Raw genomic sequence first — 19,801 nt, 5'->3', positions numbered from 1 at the left:
CTCATACTAGACCCAAACGAGAACCCCTGAGCTTCGGCTTGGGGGTTTTCTTCTTAGGAGGCCATCATGGCAGAAACGATCAAGACTTATGTGTCGGATGGCTCGACGACCATCTACACATTCGAGTTCGACTACATCAGCAAGGAATTTGTAAAGGTTCTGGTTGACGGTGTCGAAGTCCCTCGCACCCTCTCGGGCACCTATCAGGTCACCCTCGACGAGGCCCCGGCGGCTGGTGCCGTCATCACCATCACACGCCAAACCGCAACCGACCGCATCGTCGAGTTCGTTGACGGGTCCGTTCTGGTGGCGAAAGACCTGAACCTCTCGGCCCTGCAGGCCACCCACATCGCTGCCGAAGCTCTGGCGGCTGCATCCGGTTCGCTCCTGATCGACGAGACCGGCGCATTCTCCGCTGGTGGTCGGCGCATCACCCAAGTCGGTGACCCAACCGCTGCCGAGGACGTGGCCAACAAAGGCTGGATCGAGGCGCAAGGCAACGGCTTCGTCCAGCTGTCCACCGCTGCGCAGAACGCGGCACAGACCGCTCAGGCTGCATCTGAGGCTGCGCGGGATTCGGCGAACGCCCACAAGAACACCGCGAAGGCCCACAAGGACAACGCTCAGGCGGCTCAGGCTGCATCTGAGGCTGCCCGTGATACTGCCCTCGATCACGCCAACACGGCGAACACCCACAAGGTTGCCGCTCAGGCTGCCCAAACGGGTGCTGAGGCTGCGCGTGACGAGACCCAAACGCTGCGTGACGAGATCGGCGATCTGCGGACGGACGGTGCTGCGGCTGTTGCTGAGGCAACCCGGCAGGCTGGTTTCGCTGCAGGACATGCTGATGACGCTGACCTGTCGGCGCAGGCGGCTGCACAATCGGCCATCGACGCGGCCAACGCTGCGGGGTTCGACCCGGCTGACTACGCGGCTGCTGTTCACGGCCACGCCATCGCAGAGATCGCTGGTCTGCAGGCAGAGTTGGACACCATCCTCACGCAGCCCGACGCCGATGGGCGCTACGTCTCGCTCTCGGGTGGCAACACAATCGCCGGAGGCAACACCTTCAACGGTGCCAACACCTTCACCAGCGCGGTCACCATCACCGCAGCATCGACCTTGGGCCTGATCTTTGAACGTGGAAGCACGGGACGGGTCAGCTTGGGTGTCTTCGACGCCAGCCCCAACCTGCAGTTCCGCGTGGATAACTCCCCGGTGGGGGTCTTCCCTGTGGGGCCAGCGGACGGAAACAACCACTTCATGAAGCGGCAGGACTGTGACGACCGCTATTTCCAGAAGTCGGACGCTCAGGTGCCCGTTGTGTCTGCCTCTGCGGGATACGCTCAGGTGACCCTGCAGGACGCCGATGGCAACACTGGTGCTGACTTCCTGCTCAGCGACAGCGACCACAAGGCGTTCATCAACACGCACAACGCTGACGGCAGCTACGCGCAGTCCTTCCAGTTCGACGTGACGGGCGACCTCCCGCATCCCAACTCGGTGCTGCGCAGGGCAACTGCAGATGGCCGTTACGGTGTCCGCACGGTGTCCACTGCGGCTCCCTCGGGCGGCTCGGACGGCGATGTCTGGTTCCAAGTGGAGTAACACATGACCCTTAAAGTGAAACACGGGGGCGTCTGGAAGGACGCCTCTCCCTTCGTCAAGCACGGGGGCCTCTGGAAGAAGCCGAAGGAAATCTTCGTCAAGCAGGGCGGTGAGTGGAAATCGACGTGGAAGAACGCCATCGTCTACGAATACACCATACCGCTGGAGCCATACTCTGGTAAGGGCGCAGATGCTTCGTTCGGCGGCGTGAAGTTCGTCGATGCAGGTGCAACACCTCCTCCTTGGATGATCCTCACCCGCACAGTCGGAGGGACGGGCCTCTATTGGGGCATGATCGAAGGCTACAACAACGGCAACGAGGGCAACCTCTACGAGACCAACCTGTATCTCTACATGCCAAAGAGCGACGGCAACTCCGTGGACAACAGCCTGTTCACCAAGCTGACGCTCAAGGAAGGCGTGACTGTTGAGCTTTACCAAGGCGCAACGAAGATCGACCGGACGTGGACGAACGCCGACCGCGCGAACTGTGGCCCAGACTATGGCTCCCAAGTCCGCAACCAGTATGTGCGGTTCCTCCCCGGCAACCTCCGCAAGCAGAAGAACTTCACGCCAGCGGTCACGGCCAACGCGATCACGGTCAGAGTAACGGACAACAACCCATGACCCTTTACGACATCTCCGAAGGCCTGCCTCTCCCTGAGGTGGGCCTCATGAACCTGCCTATCCCCCTCAACCTCCGTGGCGGCATCCCCTCAATGGTCATCCCTTTGCGGATTGTCCACGAAGCCGGGGAAGCGGTCTCCGCGCTGTTCGCTGTGGTCGTTGGGGACAAGGCTGAACTGCACCTCTACACCGCGCCGGGGAACTCTCACGAGACCTCGTCGAACCCCATTCACCACCACGTCACGGCCTTCTCGGCTGACCCTGAACTCTATGCGGCGCATCTGCCCGTATGGAAGTTCGAAATGGTTTACCGCCCCGGTTCCGAAGACTTCATCAGTCAGCGGTTCCCTGAGTGGACCCTTGAGGGCACCCGCAACGGCTGGGTCGTGGCAACCTTGGAGTTGTAATGCTTCGTTCCATTCACATCCTGACGATCATGCTGGTGGGTATCTCCGTCGGGATCGTCTACCACGACGCGGGCCTGCTTTGGTGGGCCTGCGCCATCGCCATGTATTTCGTCTTCGGCTGCCTCGGGGTGACCGTGACGTTCCACCGCTACCTCGCACATCGCAGCTTCGAGTTCCGGTGGCCATGGATGGAGAAGCTCTTCATCCTGTTCGGCCATCTGGCAGGCACAGGGAGCGCGATAGGGTGGGTGGCAGTGCACAAGGCGCACCATGCCTACAGCGACACTGAGAGCGACCCTCACGGGCCGCATCTGGGCTGGCGTAACTTCATGCCAGACTACGACGATGTGGTGGACTACCGGATGGTCCGCTCGATGCTCCGCGACCGCTACCTGAGGTGGCTGCATCGCAAGGGCTTCTTTGTGATCATCACCTACTACTGCCTGCTGCATATCATCGGCGGGGACATGGCTGTCGCCTTCTTTGGCCTTATCCCTCAAGCCATCACCGCTGTCATGTCTGTCGCGTCGAATTGGGTCTCTCATGCCTATGGCTATCAGACCTACGAGACCGGCGAGGACAGCCGAAACTGCTGGTGGTTCGCCATCCCGACGTGGGGCGAAAGCTGGCACAACAACCACCACGCCAAGCCCGCTCGGGCCAGCTTCAAGCACCAGTGGTGGGAACTCGACATCTCGGGCGCAATCATCGCGCTCGTCTCCAAACAAGGAACCATGAAATGACCTTCATCGAAGTTGCAATCGTCGCCGCGTTCGTCGTCGCCTTCACCGCACTGGTCGCGCTCCTGAGCGTGGGCACCCTGCGTCGGCGCTTCAACGCAACCGCCCGCGATCTGGAAGGACGTGTGGCTGAACTGGAATACAAAACCGGCCTGAAAGATCGGCCTGAGTTCGGAGCCTTCTAATGCCCCCTGAAAGCCCCAACTCGCACGAGATTTACCTGATGCTCGGTGAGATCAGGGGCGACTTGAAATACCTCGTTGAAGAGCGTCGGTCCACAAACCGGCGTCTCGACGAAGTTGAAGCATCCATTGCTGGGAAGCTCTCTGACCAAGAGATGCGGCTCAGTAAGCTGGAAGCCTTCAAAATCCGCGTGGGCGTCTTCACAGGCGCTCTCGGGGTTCTCGTCCCCACTGCCATCACCGTCATCGCAACCAAGCTAGGACTGTTGTCATGAGCAAGAAAGCAACCATGGACCTGATGGACCAGCTTCACGCGCTCACCGCGAAGAGCTTGGCCGACATCATCCAGAACGGCATCCCTGTCTATTCGAAAGAGACGGGCGAAGAGATTGCCCGCGAACCGGCCCCGGCCAGCTACATCGCGGCAGCCATCAAATTCCTCAAGGACAATGACGTGACCGCCGACCCCGGCGCTGCGCGTTTCGATCCCCTTGAGGATGCCCTGAAAGACCTCCCCACCTACGACGATGGAGAGGAGTATCCTATCAACTGAGCTAGGCCTTCGGGCCTACTCGTCCTTCCACCGGGTCACCTTGCAGCCTACCGTTTTGCAAAGGTTCATAATCATATCAAGGTGTTCCGGTGGGCACTTAACGAAGATGATCTCGTGCCTCAGAGCGGGCAGGCGGGTCTCAACGCCCCCTCTACGCTGCAGCATCGCAAGCTCTGCGGATTTCTCTACAGGGACGGGGCATGCGTCCGTCGAGAGGTATTTGCTCAGGGTGGAATATCCCACGCCCACCTTGTCGGCCACCCGCTGGTTATCCCCAACTTCCCTACACAACTGCCGCAGGATTGTCGGCTTTGTATAAGGCGCTCTTCCTCGTGCCATTCACTCATCTCCACTGTTGAATACCTGACTGTATCCACATGCGGTGTAACTCACAAGCTCCCTTATTCAAGGGGGCTTTTGTGTTTCACTCAAAAGGAAATCCAAATGATACCCGAAAGTCACCATGACGGGCGGTCCCGACAGGTGCGCCGTCAGGAAGAGAGAAAAGACCCTCTTAAGAAGGACTTCCGTCTTTTCCTTCACGTCGTCTGGAAGCATCTGGGCCTTCCGAAACCCACCCCTGTCCAGTTGGACATCGCCCGCTACATGCAGCACGGCCCGCGCCGGAAGATGGTGCAGGCGTTCCGAGGCGTCGGGAAGACGTGGGTCTACGCGGCCTTCGTCTGCTGGCGGTTCTACTGCAACCCCGAATGGAAGATCATGGTTGTCTCCGCGACCAAGACGACGGCTGACGACTTCTCGCGCTTCGTCAAGCGGCTCATCCATGAGATGCCCCTGCTGGAACACCTCATCCCCCGCGACGATCAGCGGAACTCCAACGTGTTCTTCGACGTGGGACCAGCGCGTCCTTCGAAAGACCCCTCGCTCAAGTCCGTTGGCATCACCGGCCAGATCACCGGCTCACGCGCCGATGAAATCCTCGCGGACGACATCGAGAGCTTGAACAACTCAGCGACCGAAGGTGCTCGTGAGAGATTGTCTGAGGCTGTCAAAGAGTTCGACGCTGTTCTTAAACCGGGTGGCGTGATCACCTACCTCGGCACCCCTCAGTCGGCCATGACGATGTATATCAAGCTGCCTGAGCGCGGCTACAACATCCGCATCTGGCCTGCGCGTGTCCCCGAAGACCCCACGGTCTACAACGGACAGCTTGCCCCGTTCATCTACGATCTGATCGAGAAGGGCTGGCCGGTGGGCACATCGACCGACCCCGACCGCTTCACCAACCAAGACCTCGACGAGCGGGAAAGATCATACGGCCCAGCAGGTTTCGCCCTGCAGTTCATGTTGAACACCAGCCTGAACGACAGCCTGAGGTTCCCGTTGAAGCTGGCCGACATGATCACCATGCCGCTGGACCCTCACATGGCCCCGGCGCAGCTTGCTTGGTCCTCTGGGGCAGAGCATCTGATCGAAGGCGTCCACGTCTCTGGTCTCCCCGGCGACAAGTTCTATGGCCCGATGTTCATCGGCAAGGACTTCTTGCCCTATACCGGCTCCGTAATGGCTATCGACCCCTCGGGGCGCGGTCAGGACGAAACCGCCTATGCCGTGGTCAAGCACCTCAACGGTATGCAGTTCGTCACCGCCGCTGGCGGGCTGGTGGGAGGCTACGATGACGAGACCTTGGACAAGATCGTTCAGGTGGCCAAAGATCAGAAGGTGAATGTCCTACTGGTCGAGGGCAACTTCGGCGGCGGCATGTTCGCCAAGCTCCTGATGGCTGCCTGCAAGCGCAACCAGTATCTCGTCCAGATCGAGGAAGTGAACCACTCGAAGCAGAAAGAGATGCGGATGGCCGACACCCTAGAGCCTGTCCTCGCACAGCACCGATTGGTCGTCTGTCAGACGTTGATCAACCGCGACTTCGAGACCGCCGCAGAGGCGTCCTACAGCCTGTTCTGGCAGCTTACCCGTCTCACGCGGGAGAGAGGGTGCCTGAAGCATGACGACCGCCTAGACGCGCTCTCAATGGCTGTGTCGTATTGGGTCGAGCAGATGGCCCAGAACTCCGAGGACGCCTTCGAGAAGCACCAGCAGAAGCTCCGCGACAAGGTCTACAAGGACTTCATCAAGGAGGTCCGTGGTGGCCTCGACCGGCGCATCACATCGGGTGGCCTACGCCGTCGGAAACGCAAAGGGTTCACCAGCCTCTGAGAGGCGCTGTAAGCCCCGCTGAGAGCCTCTACGGTTCTCGGCACCCCACACACCTGAAACACCAACACCTGGCCCTGCTGACTCGCTCTGCGAGCCGGTGGGGCTTTTTTTCGAAAGCAACACCATGACCCCTTCAATCTTCATCTACGGGTATGCCGAAGGCTGCCCTGCATGCGACCAACTCAAAGCCCTGCTCGACCTACTCGGGGTGCCCTATGAATATCGCCCCGTGGAGCGCCAGAGCGCCCTCAGGGAGCGCCTCAGGGACGAGGGCTACGCTACCCTACCTCAAGCCTTCGAGGCCCACACAGGGCGCTCTCTGGGCGGCTACAGCGACTTCCGTAAAGTGGCCCGTCTGGGGCTGCAGGCAGGGGGCCTCTTAGGGTGACCTTTCAGGGGGATGTCTCCCCTTCTATCGAAGGAGAAGGAGACACCCTCACACACCCCTCAGGGACACACAAAAAGACTAACCATTACAGACACCTATAATTCACCCTCATACTAGAGGGAAAGATACCCCTTAGAGAGTATGTTAAGGTGTATGTTAAGGGTTGATGTTCAGAATGAGCATCTAGTGCATGAGGGAGTGATCTGAACGTGCATGCACTTCGTCATCTCCTCCTTCAAAGACCCCCATGATAGAGGTGAGACCCTTAGGGCTTCATGTTCGGAATGAGCATCTCTCCATGGGTCTCCCCACCTCAGGGTCTCCCTCGGGCCTGCGGCCCCTCGGTCAACCCTGTCAAGCCCATAGTGTGTCAAGTGAAAACCCATTTTATTTTCACCGCAAAAATGTGACACCCAGAGATAGAGAGATATGCCCGCGCCGACCCCCCGTGCCCCTCTCTCGCGGCCTTCGCGCGGCCCTTCACGTCACCGGTTCGCGTCACCAACACGCGGAAACCCCTTATTTTCTTGGGGGTGCAGGGGATACACAATCCACCGGCAGGCCTTTGGGGCACCATATCGGGCACCATGGGGGCACCGGCAGGGACACCGGCAGAAACTTTACGCGCGTCAATGTTCGAAGGGGTGCCAGTCAATTCGTTCGCAATCCGCTATCATGCCCTTCACGTCCACCATAACGGACACCGGCGGGGGCACCGGCAGGGGACACCGGCAGGGGACACCGGCAGGGGCAGGGGCCAATTTCGCGCGTATATAGCTCGCGGGTGCCTATTCCCGGCAAGGGGAAACCTTCAGGGACACCGGCAGGGGCACCATGGGGGAAACCGGCAGGGGCAGGGGCAGGGGCACCATGGGGGCAGAATATGCCCGCAAATGGCGCTTTTCCCGTGTTTTCGCGGATCAATCCGAAAAAAACGCTCTCGCAAGCCATTGAAAAACAACGATAATCAAACTTTTTTTGCTAAAACGTAAAAAATCCACTTGTGGGCATAATCAATCCATGATCTACAGAATGCACCGAACGGGACGGCAGACACGGCGCAGGGCGCTACGGGCCGAACCGAGACGGGCCAGAAACCGGAAACTGAGCATGCCGCAAGGCGTAAATATCCGGCGGGTTAGGAGACGATAGCACCCGGTGCATAGTGGCGAAGCACCATAAAGGGCCACCGAGATGCCTAAGCCTAGGGCTACGGGGTGACGCGGTTCCGACTGCAGCATTCCCGGCAACACAATCTGAGGCGGCGCAAGCCTCTAGGGACGCGACACGGCGAAGTGTGGACCCCGACAAAGGACGCGCCACCGGCTCTTTTTGAGGGGCCGCCACACCCATAGGCGGCAGGTCAGACCCGGACCTAAACCGGGAACAGGGCGAACCGGCCCGGCCCGAGCGGCGAACGGCAAGACACCGGCAGGCCACCATAGGCCACCAAAGCGGCTCCCGTAAGTCCGTGGCGGTATACAACACGCCAGAGCAAAGCTGGCCGCCCTGTGGGGACGGTCGGCGATACTCTCAGGCAGCCCCGAGTTGGGCTGTCTCAGTGTATCCACAAAGCTCCACAAGAGGGAAAACTGCACCATGGCACTCGACTTCAACACCCCCGAAAAATGGACCGTCAAGGCTGCCGTCGCTGAGGCGGGCAAGGTCTCTGAGGGCAACTCCAAAATGCCCGGTTCGACGTTCGCAAGTGACGCATTCGCCTGCAAGGTCGGTTCCAAGCTGGCCGAGGTCAAAGGGTCTGTCTGCAGCCGCTGCTATGCCCGCAAGCTCCAAAAGCTGCGTCCCAGCGTCAACCAAGGCTGGACCGCAAACTACCTCAAGGCCACCGGGCTGATTGCCTCAAACCCTGACCGCTGGGTTGCCGCCTGCAAGTTCCAGATTGAGCGCATCGCCAACAAGACAGGTGTGCCCTATCACCGCTGGTTCGACAGTGGCGACTTGGACAGTGTCGAGATGCTGGCCGCGATCTGTGAAGTCGCTGCCCAGACGCCGCACATCAACCATTGGCTGCCGACCCGTGAGGCGGGCATTGTGAAGGCATACCGCAAGGAAGGCGGCAAGGTGCCCGCGAACCTCACGCTGCGGGTCTCTTCCACCATGGTCGGGGACAAGCCGATTGCGGGCCATGACAACACGTCCACGGTGCACCGCAAGGGCGAGACGCCCGAGGGTCACATCTGCCCTGCACCGCAGCAAGGCGGGAACTGTGGCGACTGCCGCGCATGCTGGGACAAGTCCGTCAAAACTGTGTCCTACTGCCTCCACTAACGGAAAGGCTCCACATAAGGGGGCACCTGCGGGTGCCTCTCAATGTGCAACCTTCATCAAACGAGAGGAAAACCGATGAAAACTGTGACCGTTGAACCGCTGGTCTTCACCTTTGGGGACTTCCTGCAGATGCACTCATGGGGCCTGCTGGCTGCCGTGATCGTGGCCGTGGGCATGGCTTGGGTCTTTGCCGAGCGGGGTGCGTGATGCGGGTCTCTGTCTACTTCAACCTGCACCGCAAGCTGTTCTCCATCCGCGCCGAGGAAGGGCCGAGCAAGGGGCGCGTGATCGGGCATGCGAAAGAGGTCACGCTGGACCATGTGAGCTTCCATGTGGGCAAGGCGGGGCAGCGCAAGGTGCGCGAGACCGGGCACAAGAATATCCACGCCTTTGTGCGCGGTGAGTGCTTCGCGGTGTTCGACTTCGAGCGGACACAAGCGGGCGTTGACGGCATGCTTCCTTGGAACATCAGCCCGCGACACTCGCACCCTACGTCTGGGGTCTATCGTCCGCACCGGCTGCGTGCTGACCACACGATCAATACCGGCGTGCCCGTGGTCTACAACCCGCACAAGCTGGACACCTTCGAGACCCGTGACGGCGAACCCATACACCGGGCCGACATGGTCCACCTAGCGGGGCCGCGCGAGGTCTACGCACGCACCATCCCTCAGTGATCACCGAAGGGCAGCCCTGCGGGGCTGTCTCACTGTGACCACAAGCCAACCATTGGAGGAACCCATGGCTACCATTCAAGAACGCACCTTCCGCAACACCAAACAGGCCGAGATTTGGGCCGAGATTTACGGCTACGCCATCGCCGAACTGCACGATCTGGAAGACGACCGGGGCGTGTTCGCGGTGCTCATGAAAGAGGCTGCCTAATTGGGCTGGGATACCGGCATTCCCTTGATTATCATCGTCACCGGGTGGCTGGCGGTGCTCTGCTACATCGGGCCACCCAACAACAGGAAATGAGGGAATAAACCCATGCCAGCCATCTGGAAACCAACCGCTGCCCAACTCCGGGCCATCCGCGCCTACTGCGCCAAGGTCGAGGGGCTGCGACCACGTCAGATCGTGATTGATCTGGGTTGCCGATACAACATCGACGACCCGGAGGCTGACACGAACGAGAACCTGTGCATCGTCTCCAAGGAAGGCGATGCGATGGACCCTGAATGGGGCTGGGACGACACCGACCTCTATGATCGCACCTCTTGGGGCTGGTTCAAGGACCGAGGCATCGAACTCGACGAGCGGGGCTGCGCGGTCTTGGACTTCTACATCAGCCTTATTGAGAACTTCGGGCAAGGCCCCGAGCGCGGCGAGCTTCGGGGCAACGCTCAGGTCTATGTCCGCACCACCGACGGGAAGCCCACCATCGTAGGCTTCTCGGCCACTATGAAACCCTTCGAGGAGGCACAAGTATGACCAAGCAGGAAGAGTGCATTGACGTGGCCTACGGGCTGGAACTGAGGGTCAGCGAGAGCGGGCACTATTCGGTCTGCTGGGAAGACGATGGCGAGGGCGGTAACAGCCTGTCGTTCGCCAATCACGAACTGATGGTCGAGAACGGGAACGGCGTCGAGGTGATGCTGGACCGAGCACAAGCAGCGCAGGTGCGCGAATGGTTTGAGGAGTATGAAGCATGACCAAACTGAAACTGAGCGGCCACTGGCCCGAATGGATGGACCGCGACGAGGCCCGCGTCTGCAACAAACTGATCACCGCGATCTTGTCTCACGGGTGCCTGATCAAGGTGCGCGAGGGCGAGGGCGGCGAGGTCATGTGTCCCCTGACGAACGACCGGGCCAAGGTGCAGCGCGAGACCGCCCAGACGGGCATCACGCTCTACGACGTTTACGCCAACACGCAGTGGCGCGAGGGTCAGCCTGTCAAGGACAGCAAGTATGAACGAGCGGGCACCTTCACGCTCATTCACGGCAACCTCGAAGACGTGGTCTCCGACATGTCGTGGAAGAACGAATGGGCCGACCTGATGAACAAGATCGACCGCATGGCGCAGGGGGAAAGCACATGACCCGAGCGCAGATCGACAAGCGCATCTTCATCGAGCACGAACGGGAAGGGCTGATGGGGCCTTGGCTCGTTCACCGGATGCGCAAGGACAAGCGGTTGCTCCGACGCATGCAGAACTCAGCAGGTGTCGTCACGTCACCTCGGCAGGTTTCCGCTTGATACTTCGGGCAGGGTCAGTAAGTAGGGCAACAGAACTGACCTAAGGACCACCATGGAACCAAGGAGCAGGGGCGCGTCAAAGACGCCCCGCAGTCTCCCAAAAAAGGCACCACCTAAACTATGATCATCACCACTCTTTACGCAGGTGGTCGCGAGACCATCGTTGAATACTCCCCAGAAGCGTCATGGAAAAGCTGGGGTATCGAGACCGAGGGACGCTGGGACACTCATGTCTTTCTCGGAAAATTCTCGCTAGTGCACACAAACCACTGGCAGCGCCCCGCGCATTTCGTTACGAAGCTGCTGGGGGTAGCCCTTGGCGCAGCCGCGACGACCGCCACAGCCTCAGCGTTGGGGCTGGAACCAGTAATCACGGGGGCTATTGGCCCCTTCTAGGAGGACCAGATGCCGACTTCTACTTTCGACACCGACGACCAACGCCGCAGCTTCCGCGCGATCTTCAATCTGATCAATGCACTGCGCGACGTTGAAAAGGATATGCCCATGTCCATGGCAGCCATCTTCGCATGGGTCGCCCTGAACGAAGGCATGACGCAGGTAGACATGCGGCAGGCACTGGACTTGCCAAGCTCCACCTCTTCACGAAACCTCGCGGCCCTCTCCAAGGTGCACCGGCTGGGCAAGCCCGGTCACAACCTGATCGAGTGGGTCGAGAACCCAGAAGACCGCCGCGCCAAGCTGCTCTTCCTGTCCACGAAGGGCAAGGCACTGGTCAAGACCCTGCTGGAAACCTACAGGTGACCGGCTTCATTTACCCCTAAAGCTCCACTGAAAGGAATACCCCATGGATGCACAAGAAATCATCGCCGAACTGCGTGCCATTCGCCACTTCGCTACCGAGGGACGCATCAAGCACCACCCGGTGCGCGGCCCGGTGCGGTTTGGAACCTCCCGCTCTCAGGTGATGCGCCGCATCGAAGCTCTGGAAGACGCCATCGCGGGTCGGGCAAAGGCTGACTTCACCTGCGACGTGGTCGGCTTCGACACGGTCCTGAGCTACCTCGCCAAGCACAACCCCGAGGCGCTGGAACTGATGGACGAGCCGGTGCACGGCACCATCACTGACGGCAAGCGCATGGCCTGTCTGGCGCGGGGCCGGGGTCTGCCGGTCATTCAGATCGAGGCCTGCGCACACATGAAGCGGCGCTTCCCCAAGGCCCGCTACGTCAACGCCTACCCGACGCATCTGCTGGCCGAGTATTTCGGCTGACCTGATGCCTCCACTTGTAGAGCATATCCACATGGACGACCCCTGCGATGACTGGTCGCGGGGGGACTTCCGCAAACTGAGAGGGAACACCAATGGCAATCCGCAACAAGGGAAACAAGTATCAGGTGGACGTGACCGTGAAGGGCGTCCGCGCCCCTCGGGTCTCTGCCGACTCACTCCAAGAAGCTCAGGCCATTGAGGCCAAGTTCAAGGCGCACCTGCTGGCCGGGGGCGACCCCTCCGATCTGGCACCCGAGGGCAGCACCTCAACGGTGACCGCAGGGCCAACCTTGGGCGACCTTCTGGACGTGACCATCCGCGACGAGTGGCGGGGCACCAAGGCTGAGGCTTCGAGTGTCCGCAACGGCAGCGTCTGGCCCGACGAACTCGGGTATGACTACCCGCTCTCGAAGCTCTGCCCTGACGACATCACGAAGGTCTGCGACAGGCTGGCCGTGAAGGGCAACGCTGGCGGCACCATCAACCGCAAGCTGGCGGCGCTGGGAAAGATGCTCACCATCGGGCAGAACCGGGGCTGGGTCCAGAAGTTCAAGCTGCCCAAGAAGAAGGAATACACCGGGCGGCTGCGCTACTTCACCGACGAAGAGGTGGACAGCCTGATCGACTTCGCCGAGGGGGACGCGCCGCTGCGCAACCTGATCATCCTCGCGGTCGAGACCGGCATGCGGCAGGGCGAACTGCTGAGCCTGACTGCGCGGGACATTGACTTCAAGCGCGGCATCATCGTGGTGAGCGAGACCAAGTCGGACGAGAACCGATCGGTCCCCATGACGGACGAGGCGCTGGCCGTCTGCAAGCGGTTGGTCGATGGCCTCATGGCTCACGAGCGCATCTTCGTGGACCGCATCACCAGCGAGAACATCAGCCGCTTCATGCGCCGCTGGAAGCACCACCGGGGGCTGCCTTTCGACGACGAGGCAGTGTTCCACACCCTGCGCCACACCACCTGCTCCCGCATGGTGCAGGAAGGCGTCCCTCTGGTCATCGTCCAGAACTGGATGGGTCACAAGGTGATCGAGACCACCATGAAGTATGCGCACCTCGCTCCGAACAGCTTGGACATTGCGCTGAAAGCTCTCAACGAAAGGAAGGCTGCATGAGCGGGTTCTTCAACGAGACCAACTACGGGCGCATCAACAAGATGTGCGAACTGCTCGAAGGGCCGATGATGAAGTCGGCGAAGAGCAACAAGGCAACGCAGGAACAGTGGGCTGAGATGCTTGGCCCGCTGCAAGCCTTCATCGACGAGGTGGCAGGCACGGCGAGGGCGCAGCCCGAGCAGGAAGAGAAACCTGAAACGCCGCTGCGCGGAAGCGGAGGCAGCAAGCACCCGCCGCGCTCCCCTCAGGCGCTGCTCGAAGGGCTGACCCCAGAGCAGATGCTGAACGTGGCCTACGTCGCGCTGATGAAGATCGACGAAGACATGTATGAGAGCAGCCTCAAGCGGGGTTGACCATCTCACGAACAGACCATACACCAGCGCCAAGTGCCCTTCTGGTGGAATGGTAGACACGAAGCATTCAAAATGCTTTGCCTCACGGCGTCCCGGTTCGAGTCCGGGGAAGGGCACCATCAAGGAACATCATGAACAAGATCGTTATCGGCACCGTTTGCGCGGCAGCCGCCGTTGTCGTTTGGTTTGCAACCCGGCCAGATGAACGCCCGCCTCGCTGGGGTGAGGTCTGCGTCAGGCACGAATACTACACCACCGTCGTTCCAATCTACAACGGCAAGACCACCATGCTCATGCCCCAGCAACAGGCACACTGTGTCCAGCACGAGCGCGTCTGCCTGCCTGCCGGGAAAGACTACACCGGCCCCGAAACCACCTGCCTTTAAGCATGCCCTGATACATCCACTTACGGAGACATAATGAAACAGATGATTGTCAACTGGCTGGCCCAACGGTTCGGCCTGCTCAAGCCCGACGAACACCTACGGCTGATGCGGGAGGCATTGACGGCCTACAAAAAGCGCACAGACCACACCCTCAGGATGATGGACCGCGAACGCCGCGCCGTCTACGCCTCCCATCAGGACACACTTCGATCCGTTTCCAAACTGCGGAAGGAAGCGTTCGACGCGAACCAGCGCGCGGAAATCTACAAGGAGAAGATCGAGCACCTGTCCACCACGAAGCAACCCGAAGGAGACTTCTGATGCGCCTTCCACTCGCCGACAACATCAAGCCCGAGCGCACCGGCTACCGTCTCCCCGAGCGTTCACCCGCACGGCTGGGTCTTTACTCCGACCAGAACGGTTCCCTTGAACGCCTCGTCCTGAGGGACCGCGACGTGTGGCGCACTGAGGTCCGCATCGGTGCCCAGACTGCCATCGAGCCGAGCATGCCTCCCGAGCAGCGCGACCGCATCCACATGGACACCAAGGGGCTGATCATGCGGCACGTCTACGGCCCGATCTACGACGAACTGGTCAACGTGATGCGCGACTTCTACGACCAAGGCATCCACCACGGCGACCCCGCCTACGACCGCGTGAACCGCATGCTCGATACCCTCGGCGATGCCTTCCAAGGGAGGTGCTGATGAACTATTGGGAGTTCATGCGGAACGGTGGCGAACCCGTCGCGCGACAGGACAAGGTGTCCCCTTGCACAAGTCACTGCGTCACTGGTGACATAAATGGTGACGTAAGTGGTGACATGGTGACATGCAAAAGTGTGGAAAATCAAAGGGTTAACAAGGGGCCGGGGGTTTCAAAATCCCCCGCCTTCACGGGCGTGAGAGTTCGAGTCTCTCCTTGGGCACCACATTGATTGCAAATGAATAAATTTCATTGTGAGCGCACCTCTGTCTAGGAGTGCGGTGCAAAAAAAACGGACCAGTATTTCGGTGAATGGTGTCCAACTGAGTTATGTATCCCTAAATCGACCACTGCCGGGCGGGTTCAGTTGTTTCGATTGAGTGGAAGTCTTGCTTCAACGAAAGCATAGTCGATCTCGACCGAGTGGATAGGCACCTTTCTATCCGCACTAAAGTCCATCACTGCCGTGTCGGATGTGGCAATGGGGAAATTTCCGGGTTCTACGTCATATGTGCGTCCCGGCGCCGGGGTCGGGCGCTTAACGCTTGACAACAGCGGTACGGGCAACAAACCATCGTGACCGTTGGGAGAATTCGGGAAAATTTGAGCTCATCCGTTGCCTGCTCATGCGGATTGTCATAATGGCTCGTCCCCCGGACAAGGGGCCTTTGGCCTGTCTTCCGTCCACAATAAGAATCTTGGGAGTTCCTAAATGATCAAGAAAAGCAAGCTCAGCCTCGGCGCGGTCGTGACCGCTGCCCTCATGGCTCCGGCGGCTTATGCCGAAGAATTCATCACCATCGGCACCGGCGGTGTGACCGGCGTGTACTATCCCACCGGTGGCGCGATCTGCCGTCTGGTGAACAAGGGCCGCAAAGAACATGGCGTGCGTTGCTCGGTCGAATCGACGGGTGGATCGGTCTACAACATCAACACCATTCGCGAAGGCGAGCTGGAATTCGGTGTGGCCCAGTCCGACTGGCAGTACCATGCTTACAACGGCACCTCGAAATTCGAGGAAAACGGCCCGTTCGAAGAGCTGCGCGCCGTATTCTCTGTCCACCCCGAGCCGTTTACGGTGGTGGCCCGTGCCGATTCCGGCATCAAGAACTTCGAAGACCTGAAGGGCAAGCGCGTCAACATCGGCAACCCCGGTTCGGGTCAGCGCGGCACCATGGAAGTTCTGATGGAAGCCCTGGGCTGGACCACGGATGACTTCGAACTGGCAACCGAGCTGAAGGCCGCCGAACAGTCGGCCGCGCTGTGTGACAACCAAATCGATGCGATGGTCTACACCGTCGGCCACCCGTCCGGTTCGATCCAGGAAGCCACCACTGCGTGCGACTCGGTTCTGGTGAACGTCAGCGGCGAAGCCGTTGACAAGCTGGTTGCCGACAACTCGTTCTACCGTACGGCCACCATCCCCGGCGGCATGTATCGCGGTTCGGACGCTGACACCCAGACCTTCGGTGTGGGTGCGACCTTCGTGACTTCGGCAAACGTGTCTGACGATGCGGTGTACGCGGTTGTCAGCTCGGTCTTCGAGAACTTCGACGACTTCAAAAAGCTGCACCCGGCCTTCGCCAACCTCAAGCCTGAGGAAATGATCAAGGACGGTCTGTCGGCTCCGCTGCATCCGGGCGCCGAGAAGTACTACAAAGAAAAAGGCTGGATCCAGTAATCCACCTTCAAGTCCAGAAACGAGGCGCTGTTCGCGCCTCGTTTTCACCGGTGAGAGGCCGGTAATACCAAAACTGCGCCGGAAACCGGCCGTTGGACGGGGAGACATTTGATGAGCGCTGATCAACAGGGCAATCGTCCGTTATCCGAAGAAGAACTACAGGAACTGGTCGCATCCTCGGATGCGGGGGCGCGGGACCCGGCTGGCAATGTCGGCTTGTTCCTGGCGATCGTGGCCGCGATCTGGTCGATCTTTCAAGTCGTTCTGGCGTCACCGATTGCCAACTATGTGCTGCCCGGAAGCGTTGTGAACAACGCGCGTCAGTTTCATTTGGCCTTCGCGATGTTCCTGGCCTTCGCGGCTTATCCAGCGCTTAAATCCAGTCCGCGAAACTACATTCCGATCCAGGATTGGATCATGGGTGTTCTGGGGGCCGGTGTCGCCCTTTACGGCTATTTCTTCTATGACAAGATCGTCAATGCGGGCGGTCTGGCGGATGATGTCGACAAGTGGATCGCCCTCGGTGGCTTGATCCTGCTGTTCGAAGCCGCGCGGCGCGCGCTTGGCCCCGCCATGGCGATCATTGCGACGATCTTCCTGGCCTATGTGTTCTTCGGCTCGTCCGAGTGGGTGCCCGAGGTGATCCGCTGGAAAGGCGCCAGCCTGAAAAAGGCGATGAGCCACATGTGGATCACGTCCGAGGGTGTGTTCGGCATCGCCTTGGGTGTTTCGACGAAATTCGTGTTCCTCTTCGTTCTGTTCGGCGCTTTGCTGGATAAGGCCGGGGCAGGGAATTACTTCATCAAGATGGCCTTCGGCGCGCTGGGTCACCTGCGCGGCGGTCCGGCCAAGGCCGCCGTTGTCGGTTCGGCCGCAACCGGCCTGATTTCGGGCTCGTCCATCGCCAACGTCGTCACCACCGGCACCTTCACCATACCGCTGATGAAGCGCGTAGGCTTTACCAGCGAGCAGGCGGGCTCGGTCGAGGTTGCCAGCTCGGTCAACGGCCAGATCATGCCGCCCGTGATGGGCGCCGCCGCCTTCCTAATGGTGGAGTACGTGGGCATCTCGTATGTCGAGGTCATCACCCACGCCTTCCTGCCGGCGGCGATTTCCTACATCGCGCTGGTCTATATCGTGCATCTCGAGGCCGTGAAGCGGAACATGCCCACTCTGGGCGACCGCGACGTGCATCTGGCGCGCACGGTCGTGGGGATGTTGATGTTCTTCCTGGTGTTTGCGGGGCTCTGCTATGGTTCCCAGTTCCCGGTGGACGCCGTCACAAGCTGGGTGCCGTCCAGCGCTGGTCTGATCCTGAGCCTGGCGGTGTGCGCCGTCTATGTTGCTCTGCTTTACCTGGCGGCTCAGGTTCCGGATCTTGAACCCGATGACCCGAACGCGACCGAAGTGAAGCTGCCGGTGATCTCCGAGATCTACAAGGCCGGCCTGCATTACCTGCTGCCGATCATCGTTCTGGTCTACTTCCTGATGATCGAACAGAAGTCGCCGGGTCTGTCGGCCTTCTGGGCGACCGCGCTGCTGTTCGTGATCCTGCTGACGCAGAAACCGCTCAAGGCGATCTTCCGGGGGCAGAGTGATCTGGCAAACTCCTTTGTCGATGGGGTTGCCGATCTGTGGCAGGGCCTGATCGACGGCGCGCGCAACATGATCGGCATTGCGCTGGCCACGGCCACGGCCGGCGTGATCGTCGGTACCGTGACCCTGACCGGTGTGGGGCAGGTGATGGCCGATCTGGTCGAGTTCCTGTCCGGCGGCAATCTGATCCTGATGCTGGTGATGGTCGGGCTGCTCAGCCTGATCCTGGGCATGGGTCTGCCGACCACGGCAAACTATATCGTCGTCAGCTCGCTGATGGCGGGCGTTGTGGTCGAACTGGGCGCGCAAAGCGGCCTGATCGTGCCGCTGATCGCGGTGCACCTGTTCGTGTTCTACTTCGGCATCATGGCCGACGTGACGCCTCCTGTGGGTCTGGCCAGCTTTGCTGCGGCCGCCGTATCGGGCGGTGACGCGATCAAGACCGGCTTCACTGCGTTCTTCTACAGCCTGCGTACCGTGGCGCTGCCTTTCGTGTTCATCTTCAACACCGACCTGCTGCTGATCGATGTCACCTGGGTTGAGGGGATCATAGTGGCCATATTCGCCACGATTGCGATCCTCGTGTTCACGGCCGGAACGATGGGCTACTTCCTGACCCACAGCCGCATCTACGAAAGCGTTGCGCTGATTGCGATCGCCTTCGCGCTGTTCCGGCCGGACTATTTCATGGATCGAATCTCGCCCTCGCACCTCGAGGTCGAGCCGGCCGGATTCGTTCAGGCCATTGGTGAGGCTGAACCCGGCACCGACGTGCGGGTGGTGGTCAGTGGTCCGGATTTCGACACCGGCAACATGACCGAGACCACGGTCGTCGTCACCGTGGGGTCCGAACCTGATGGTGCGGCGCGTGTTGACGCCATGGGCTTTTTGCTGATCGAGGAAGATGGCCTGGTGAAGATGGACGAACCTATGTTCGGCTCGCCCATCGCCGATGACCTGGCCAATTTCGACTATTACGCGGACGAGCCGGTGCGTATCGCATCCGCCGATCTTCCGGTCAGCCAGCCGCCAAAACAGTTGATCTATATCCCGGCCATGCTGCTGCTGGGGTTGATCGCCTTCCTGCAACGCGGCCGTGCCGCCAGACAAGAGGTGCCCGCATGACAAAGTCCGTCCTGTGCGCCGTTGATATCAGCAACGGCAATATCGATGCTCCTGTCCTGAAAATTGCCGCGAAACTGGCCGATCTCGACGGGGCGCAGCTGGACGTGGTGACCGTTCTGCCGGATTTCGGTGAAAGCTGGGTGTCCGGCTTTTTCCGGCCCGACTTCCACGACAAGGCGCAGCACGAAGCGCATGACAAGCTGGTTGAGCTGTGTGTCGATGCGGTCGGGTCGGAGCGCAACGCCACGATCCGCCATGTCGTTGCAACCGGCACGGCCTATCAGGAGATCCTGAAGACCGCCGAAAGCGCCGGCAGCGATCTGATCGTGATTGGCGCACACAAGCCGGATTTCAAGGATTACCTGCTGGGGCCGAACGCGGCGCGAGTGGTGCGCCACTCGAACGTTTCGGTCTACGTGGTCCGCTAAG

General features: G+C 60.2%; 27 protein-coding genes and 1 tRNA gene. All 28 read left to right on the top strand.

What is annotated here, in order from left to right:
- The first annotated feature begins 66 nt into the window (after positions 1-66).
- The 28 genes from ACR0IR_RS06285 (at position 67) to ACR0IR_RS06150 (ending at position 19,800) form a co-directional block, all read left to right on the top strand.
- On the top strand, positions 67-1,608 hold the full coding sequence (locus tag ACR0IR_RS06285) for a phage tail fiber domain-containing protein (protein ID WP_480779018.1): 1,542 nt from the start codon (positions 67-69) through the stop codon (positions 1,606-1,608).
- Between the two features lie 3 nt (positions 1,609-1,611).
- On the top strand, positions 1,612-2,235 hold the full coding sequence (locus ACR0IR_RS06280; RefSeq protein WP_480779017.1) for a hypothetical protein: 624 nt from the start codon (positions 1,612-1,614) through the stop codon (positions 2,233-2,235).
- Positions 2,232-2,642, top strand: coding sequence for a hypothetical protein (locus ACR0IR_RS06275; RefSeq protein ID WP_480779016.1), 411 nt, complete (start codon positions 2,232-2,234; stop codon positions 2,640-2,642). The genes ACR0IR_RS06280 and ACR0IR_RS06275 overlap by 4 nt, the downstream gene beginning before the upstream one ends.
- Positions 2,642-3,385 carry a fatty acid desaturase gene (locus ACR0IR_RS06270; RefSeq protein ID WP_480779015.1) on the top strand — a complete coding sequence of 248 codons (744 nt, stop codon included), beginning with the start codon at positions 2,642-2,644 and terminating at the stop codon, positions 3,383-3,385. The genes ACR0IR_RS06275 and ACR0IR_RS06270 overlap by 1 nt, the downstream gene beginning before the upstream one ends.
- A complete protein-coding gene (locus tag ACR0IR_RS06265) occupies positions 3,382-3,567 on the top strand; it encodes a hypothetical protein (RefSeq protein WP_480779014.1) in 186 nt (61 codons plus the stop codon). The genes ACR0IR_RS06270 and ACR0IR_RS06265 overlap by 4 nt, the downstream gene beginning before the upstream one ends.
- Positions 3,567-3,839, top strand: a complete 273-nt coding sequence (locus ACR0IR_RS06260) for a hypothetical protein (RefSeq protein ID WP_480779013.1) — start codon at positions 3,567-3,569, stop codon at positions 3,837-3,839. Before ACR0IR_RS06265 ends, ACR0IR_RS06260 begins: the two co-directional genes overlap by 1 nt.
- Complete coding sequence (locus ACR0IR_RS06255; RefSeq protein WP_480779012.1) at positions 3,836-4,117, top strand: hypothetical protein; 282 nt, start codon at positions 3,836-3,838, stop codon at positions 4,115-4,117. Before ACR0IR_RS06260 ends, ACR0IR_RS06255 begins: the two co-directional genes overlap by 4 nt.
- Before the next feature lie 444 nt (positions 4,118-4,561).
- Entirely contained in the window at positions 4,562-6,295 is a 1,734-nt protein-coding gene (gene terL, locus ACR0IR_RS06250; protein ID WP_480779011.1) for a phage terminase large subunit, read from the top strand.
- Positions 6,296-6,419: 124 nt separating this feature from the next.
- Positions 6,420-6,683, top strand: coding sequence for a glutaredoxin family protein (locus ACR0IR_RS06245; RefSeq protein WP_480779010.1), 264 nt, complete (start codon positions 6,420-6,422; stop codon positions 6,681-6,683).
- 1,599 nt (positions 6,684-8,282) lie between these two features.
- Positions 8,283-8,972 (top strand): GP88 family protein, encoded by a 690-nt coding sequence (locus tag ACR0IR_RS06240; protein ID WP_480779009.1) that lies wholly within the window; start codon positions 8,283-8,285, stop codon positions 8,970-8,972.
- Positions 8,973-9,047: 75 nt separating this feature from the next.
- A complete protein-coding gene (locus tag ACR0IR_RS06235) occupies positions 9,048-9,179 on the top strand; it encodes a hypothetical protein (protein ID WP_480779008.1) in 132 nt (43 codons plus the stop codon).
- Positions 9,179-9,649: a hypothetical protein gene (locus ACR0IR_RS06230; protein ID WP_480779007.1), complete on the top strand. Its 471-nt coding sequence runs from the start codon at positions 9,179-9,181 to the stop codon at positions 9,647-9,649. The genes ACR0IR_RS06235 and ACR0IR_RS06230 overlap by 1 nt, the downstream gene beginning before the upstream one ends.
- Positions 9,650-9,713: 64 nt before the next feature.
- Positions 9,714-9,857: a hypothetical protein gene (locus tag ACR0IR_RS06225; RefSeq protein ID WP_480779006.1), complete on the top strand. Its 144-nt coding sequence runs from the start codon at positions 9,714-9,716 to the stop codon at positions 9,855-9,857.
- 105 nt (positions 9,858-9,962) lie between these two features.
- Positions 9,963-10,406: a hypothetical protein gene (locus tag ACR0IR_RS06220; RefSeq protein WP_480779005.1), complete on the top strand. Its 444-nt coding sequence runs from the start codon at positions 9,963-9,965 to the stop codon at positions 10,404-10,406.
- On the top strand, positions 10,403-10,627 hold the full coding sequence (locus ACR0IR_RS06215) for a hypothetical protein (RefSeq protein ID WP_480779004.1): 225 nt from the start codon (positions 10,403-10,405) through the stop codon (positions 10,625-10,627). The genes ACR0IR_RS06220 and ACR0IR_RS06215 overlap by 4 nt, the downstream gene beginning before the upstream one ends.
- A complete protein-coding gene (locus tag ACR0IR_RS06210) occupies positions 10,624-11,016 on the top strand; it encodes a hypothetical protein (RefSeq protein ID WP_480779003.1) in 393 nt (130 codons plus the stop codon). Before ACR0IR_RS06215 ends, ACR0IR_RS06210 begins: the two co-directional genes overlap by 4 nt.
- Positions 11,013-11,174, top strand: coding sequence for a hypothetical protein (locus ACR0IR_RS06205; RefSeq protein ID WP_480779002.1), 162 nt, complete (start codon positions 11,013-11,015; stop codon positions 11,172-11,174). Before ACR0IR_RS06210 ends, ACR0IR_RS06205 begins: the two co-directional genes overlap by 4 nt.
- A gap of 405 nt (positions 11,175-11,579) precedes the next feature.
- Positions 11,580-11,936 (top strand): MarR family winged helix-turn-helix transcriptional regulator, encoded by a 357-nt coding sequence (locus tag ACR0IR_RS06200; protein WP_480779001.1) that lies wholly within the window; start codon positions 11,580-11,582, stop codon positions 11,934-11,936.
- Positions 11,937-11,979: 43 nt separating this feature from the next.
- Complete coding sequence (locus tag ACR0IR_RS06195) at positions 11,980-12,405, top strand: hypothetical protein (RefSeq protein WP_480779000.1); 426 nt, start codon at positions 11,980-11,982, stop codon at positions 12,403-12,405.
- Between the two features lie 92 nt (positions 12,406-12,497).
- Complete coding sequence (locus ACR0IR_RS06190) at positions 12,498-13,526, top strand: tyrosine-type recombinase/integrase (RefSeq protein WP_480778999.1); 1,029 nt, start codon at positions 12,498-12,500, stop codon at positions 13,524-13,526.
- Complete coding sequence (locus ACR0IR_RS06185) at positions 13,523-13,879, top strand: hypothetical protein (protein WP_480778998.1); 357 nt, start codon at positions 13,523-13,525, stop codon at positions 13,877-13,879. The genes ACR0IR_RS06190 and ACR0IR_RS06185 overlap by 4 nt, the downstream gene beginning before the upstream one ends.
- Before the next feature lie 35 nt (positions 13,880-13,914).
- A tRNA-Leu gene (locus ACR0IR_RS06180) sits at positions 13,915-13,998 on the top strand.
- Between the two features lie 12 nt (positions 13,999-14,010).
- Complete coding sequence (locus tag ACR0IR_RS06175) at positions 14,011-14,265, top strand: hypothetical protein (RefSeq protein ID WP_480778997.1); 255 nt, start codon at positions 14,011-14,013, stop codon at positions 14,263-14,265.
- Between the two features lie 33 nt (positions 14,266-14,298).
- A complete protein-coding gene (locus tag ACR0IR_RS06170; protein WP_480778996.1) occupies positions 14,299-14,586 on the top strand; it encodes a hypothetical protein in 288 nt (95 codons plus the stop codon).
- Entirely contained in the window at positions 14,586-14,972 is a 387-nt protein-coding gene (locus ACR0IR_RS06165) for a hypothetical protein (RefSeq protein ID WP_480778995.1), read from the top strand. Before ACR0IR_RS06170 ends, ACR0IR_RS06165 begins: the two co-directional genes overlap by 1 nt.
- A gap of 710 nt (positions 14,973-15,682) precedes the next feature.
- A complete protein-coding gene (locus ACR0IR_RS06160; RefSeq protein ID WP_170338481.1) occupies positions 15,683-16,651 on the top strand; it encodes a TAXI family TRAP transporter solute-binding subunit in 969 nt (322 codons plus the stop codon).
- A 111-nt stretch (positions 16,652-16,762) separates the two neighbouring features.
- Positions 16,763-19,372, top strand: a complete 2,610-nt coding sequence (locus tag ACR0IR_RS06155; RefSeq protein WP_170363405.1) for a TRAP transporter permease — start codon at positions 16,763-16,765, stop codon at positions 19,370-19,372.
- Positions 19,369-19,800: a universal stress protein gene (locus ACR0IR_RS06150; protein WP_170338483.1), complete on the top strand. Its 432-nt coding sequence runs from the start codon at positions 19,369-19,371 to the stop codon at positions 19,798-19,800. The genes ACR0IR_RS06155 and ACR0IR_RS06150 overlap by 4 nt, the downstream gene beginning before the upstream one ends.
- Position 19,801 lies beyond the last annotated feature (1 nt).

The sequence above is a fragment of the Ruegeria sp. CF2 genome (assembly GCF_056537385.1).
The sequence above is the reverse complement of the archived record's forward strand: the minus strand, read 5'-3'. Positions and strand labels throughout refer to the sequence as shown.

Coding starts and splice junctions, on each gene's coding strand:
- ACR0IR_RS06230 (WP_480779007.1), top strand. CDS start 9,179: ATGCGGGTCTCTGTCTACTTCAACCTGCACCGCAAGCTGTTCTCCATC.
- ACR0IR_RS06220 (WP_480779005.1), top strand. CDS start 9,963: ATGCCAGCCATCTGGAAACCAACCGCTGCCCAACTCCGGGCCATCCGC.
- ACR0IR_RS06165 (WP_480778995.1), top strand. CDS start 14,586: ATGCGCCTTCCACTCGCCGACAACATCAAGCCCGAGCGCACCGGCTAC.
- ACR0IR_RS06215 (WP_480779004.1), top strand. CDS start 10,403: ATGACCAAGCAGGAAGAGTGCATTGACGTGGCCTACGGGCTGGAACTG.
- ACR0IR_RS06210 (WP_480779003.1), top strand. CDS start 10,624: ATGACCAAACTGAAACTGAGCGGCCACTGGCCCGAATGGATGGACCGC.
- ACR0IR_RS06150 (WP_170338483.1), top strand. CDS start 19,369: ATGACAAAGTCCGTCCTGTGCGCCGTTGATATCAGCAACGGCAATATC.
- ACR0IR_RS06270 (WP_480779015.1), top strand. CDS start 2,642: ATGCTTCGTTCCATTCACATCCTGACGATCATGCTGGTGGGTATCTCC.
- ACR0IR_RS06155 (WP_170363405.1), top strand. CDS start 16,763: ATGAGCGCTGATCAACAGGGCAATCGTCCGTTATCCGAAGAAGAACTA.
- ACR0IR_RS06255 (WP_480779012.1), top strand. CDS start 3,836: ATGAGCAAGAAAGCAACCATGGACCTGATGGACCAGCTTCACGCGCTC.
- ACR0IR_RS06245 (WP_480779010.1), top strand. CDS start 6,420: ATGACCCCTTCAATCTTCATCTACGGGTATGCCGAAGGCTGCCCTGCA.
- ACR0IR_RS06285 (WP_480779018.1), top strand. CDS start 67: ATGGCAGAAACGATCAAGACTTATGTGTCGGATGGCTCGACGACCATC.
- ACR0IR_RS06280 (WP_480779017.1), top strand. CDS start 1,612: ATGACCCTTAAAGTGAAACACGGGGGCGTCTGGAAGGACGCCTCTCCC.
- ACR0IR_RS06190 (WP_480778999.1), top strand. CDS start 12,498: ATGGCAATCCGCAACAAGGGAAACAAGTATCAGGTGGACGTGACCGTG.
- ACR0IR_RS06170 (WP_480778996.1), top strand. CDS start 14,299: ATGAAACAGATGATTGTCAACTGGCTGGCCCAACGGTTCGGCCTGCTC.
- terL (WP_480779011.1), top strand. CDS start 4,562: ATGATACCCGAAAGTCACCATGACGGGCGGTCCCGACAGGTGCGCCGT.
- ACR0IR_RS06160 (WP_170338481.1), top strand. CDS start 15,683: ATGATCAAGAAAAGCAAGCTCAGCCTCGGCGCGGTCGTGACCGCTGCC.
- ACR0IR_RS06265 (WP_480779014.1), top strand. CDS start 3,382: ATGACCTTCATCGAAGTTGCAATCGTCGCCGCGTTCGTCGTCGCCTTC.
- ACR0IR_RS06195 (WP_480779000.1), top strand. CDS start 11,980: ATGGATGCACAAGAAATCATCGCCGAACTGCGTGCCATTCGCCACTTC.
- ACR0IR_RS06175 (WP_480778997.1), top strand. CDS start 14,011: ATGAACAAGATCGTTATCGGCACCGTTTGCGCGGCAGCCGCCGTTGTC.
- ACR0IR_RS06205 (WP_480779002.1), top strand. CDS start 11,013: ATGACCCGAGCGCAGATCGACAAGCGCATCTTCATCGAGCACGAACGG.
- ACR0IR_RS06275 (WP_480779016.1), top strand. CDS start 2,232: ATGACCCTTTACGACATCTCCGAAGGCCTGCCTCTCCCTGAGGTGGGC.
- ACR0IR_RS06185 (WP_480778998.1), top strand. CDS start 13,523: ATGAGCGGGTTCTTCAACGAGACCAACTACGGGCGCATCAACAAGATG.
- ACR0IR_RS06235 (WP_480779008.1), top strand. CDS start 9,048: ATGAAAACTGTGACCGTTGAACCGCTGGTCTTCACCTTTGGGGACTTC.
- ACR0IR_RS06240 (WP_480779009.1), top strand. CDS start 8,283: ATGGCACTCGACTTCAACACCCCCGAAAAATGGACCGTCAAGGCTGCC.
- ACR0IR_RS06260 (WP_480779013.1), top strand. CDS start 3,567: ATGCCCCCTGAAAGCCCCAACTCGCACGAGATTTACCTGATGCTCGGT.
- ACR0IR_RS06225 (WP_480779006.1), top strand. CDS start 9,714: ATGGCTACCATTCAAGAACGCACCTTCCGCAACACCAAACAGGCCGAG.
- ACR0IR_RS06200 (WP_480779001.1), top strand. CDS start 11,580: ATGCCGACTTCTACTTTCGACACCGACGACCAACGCCGCAGCTTCCGC.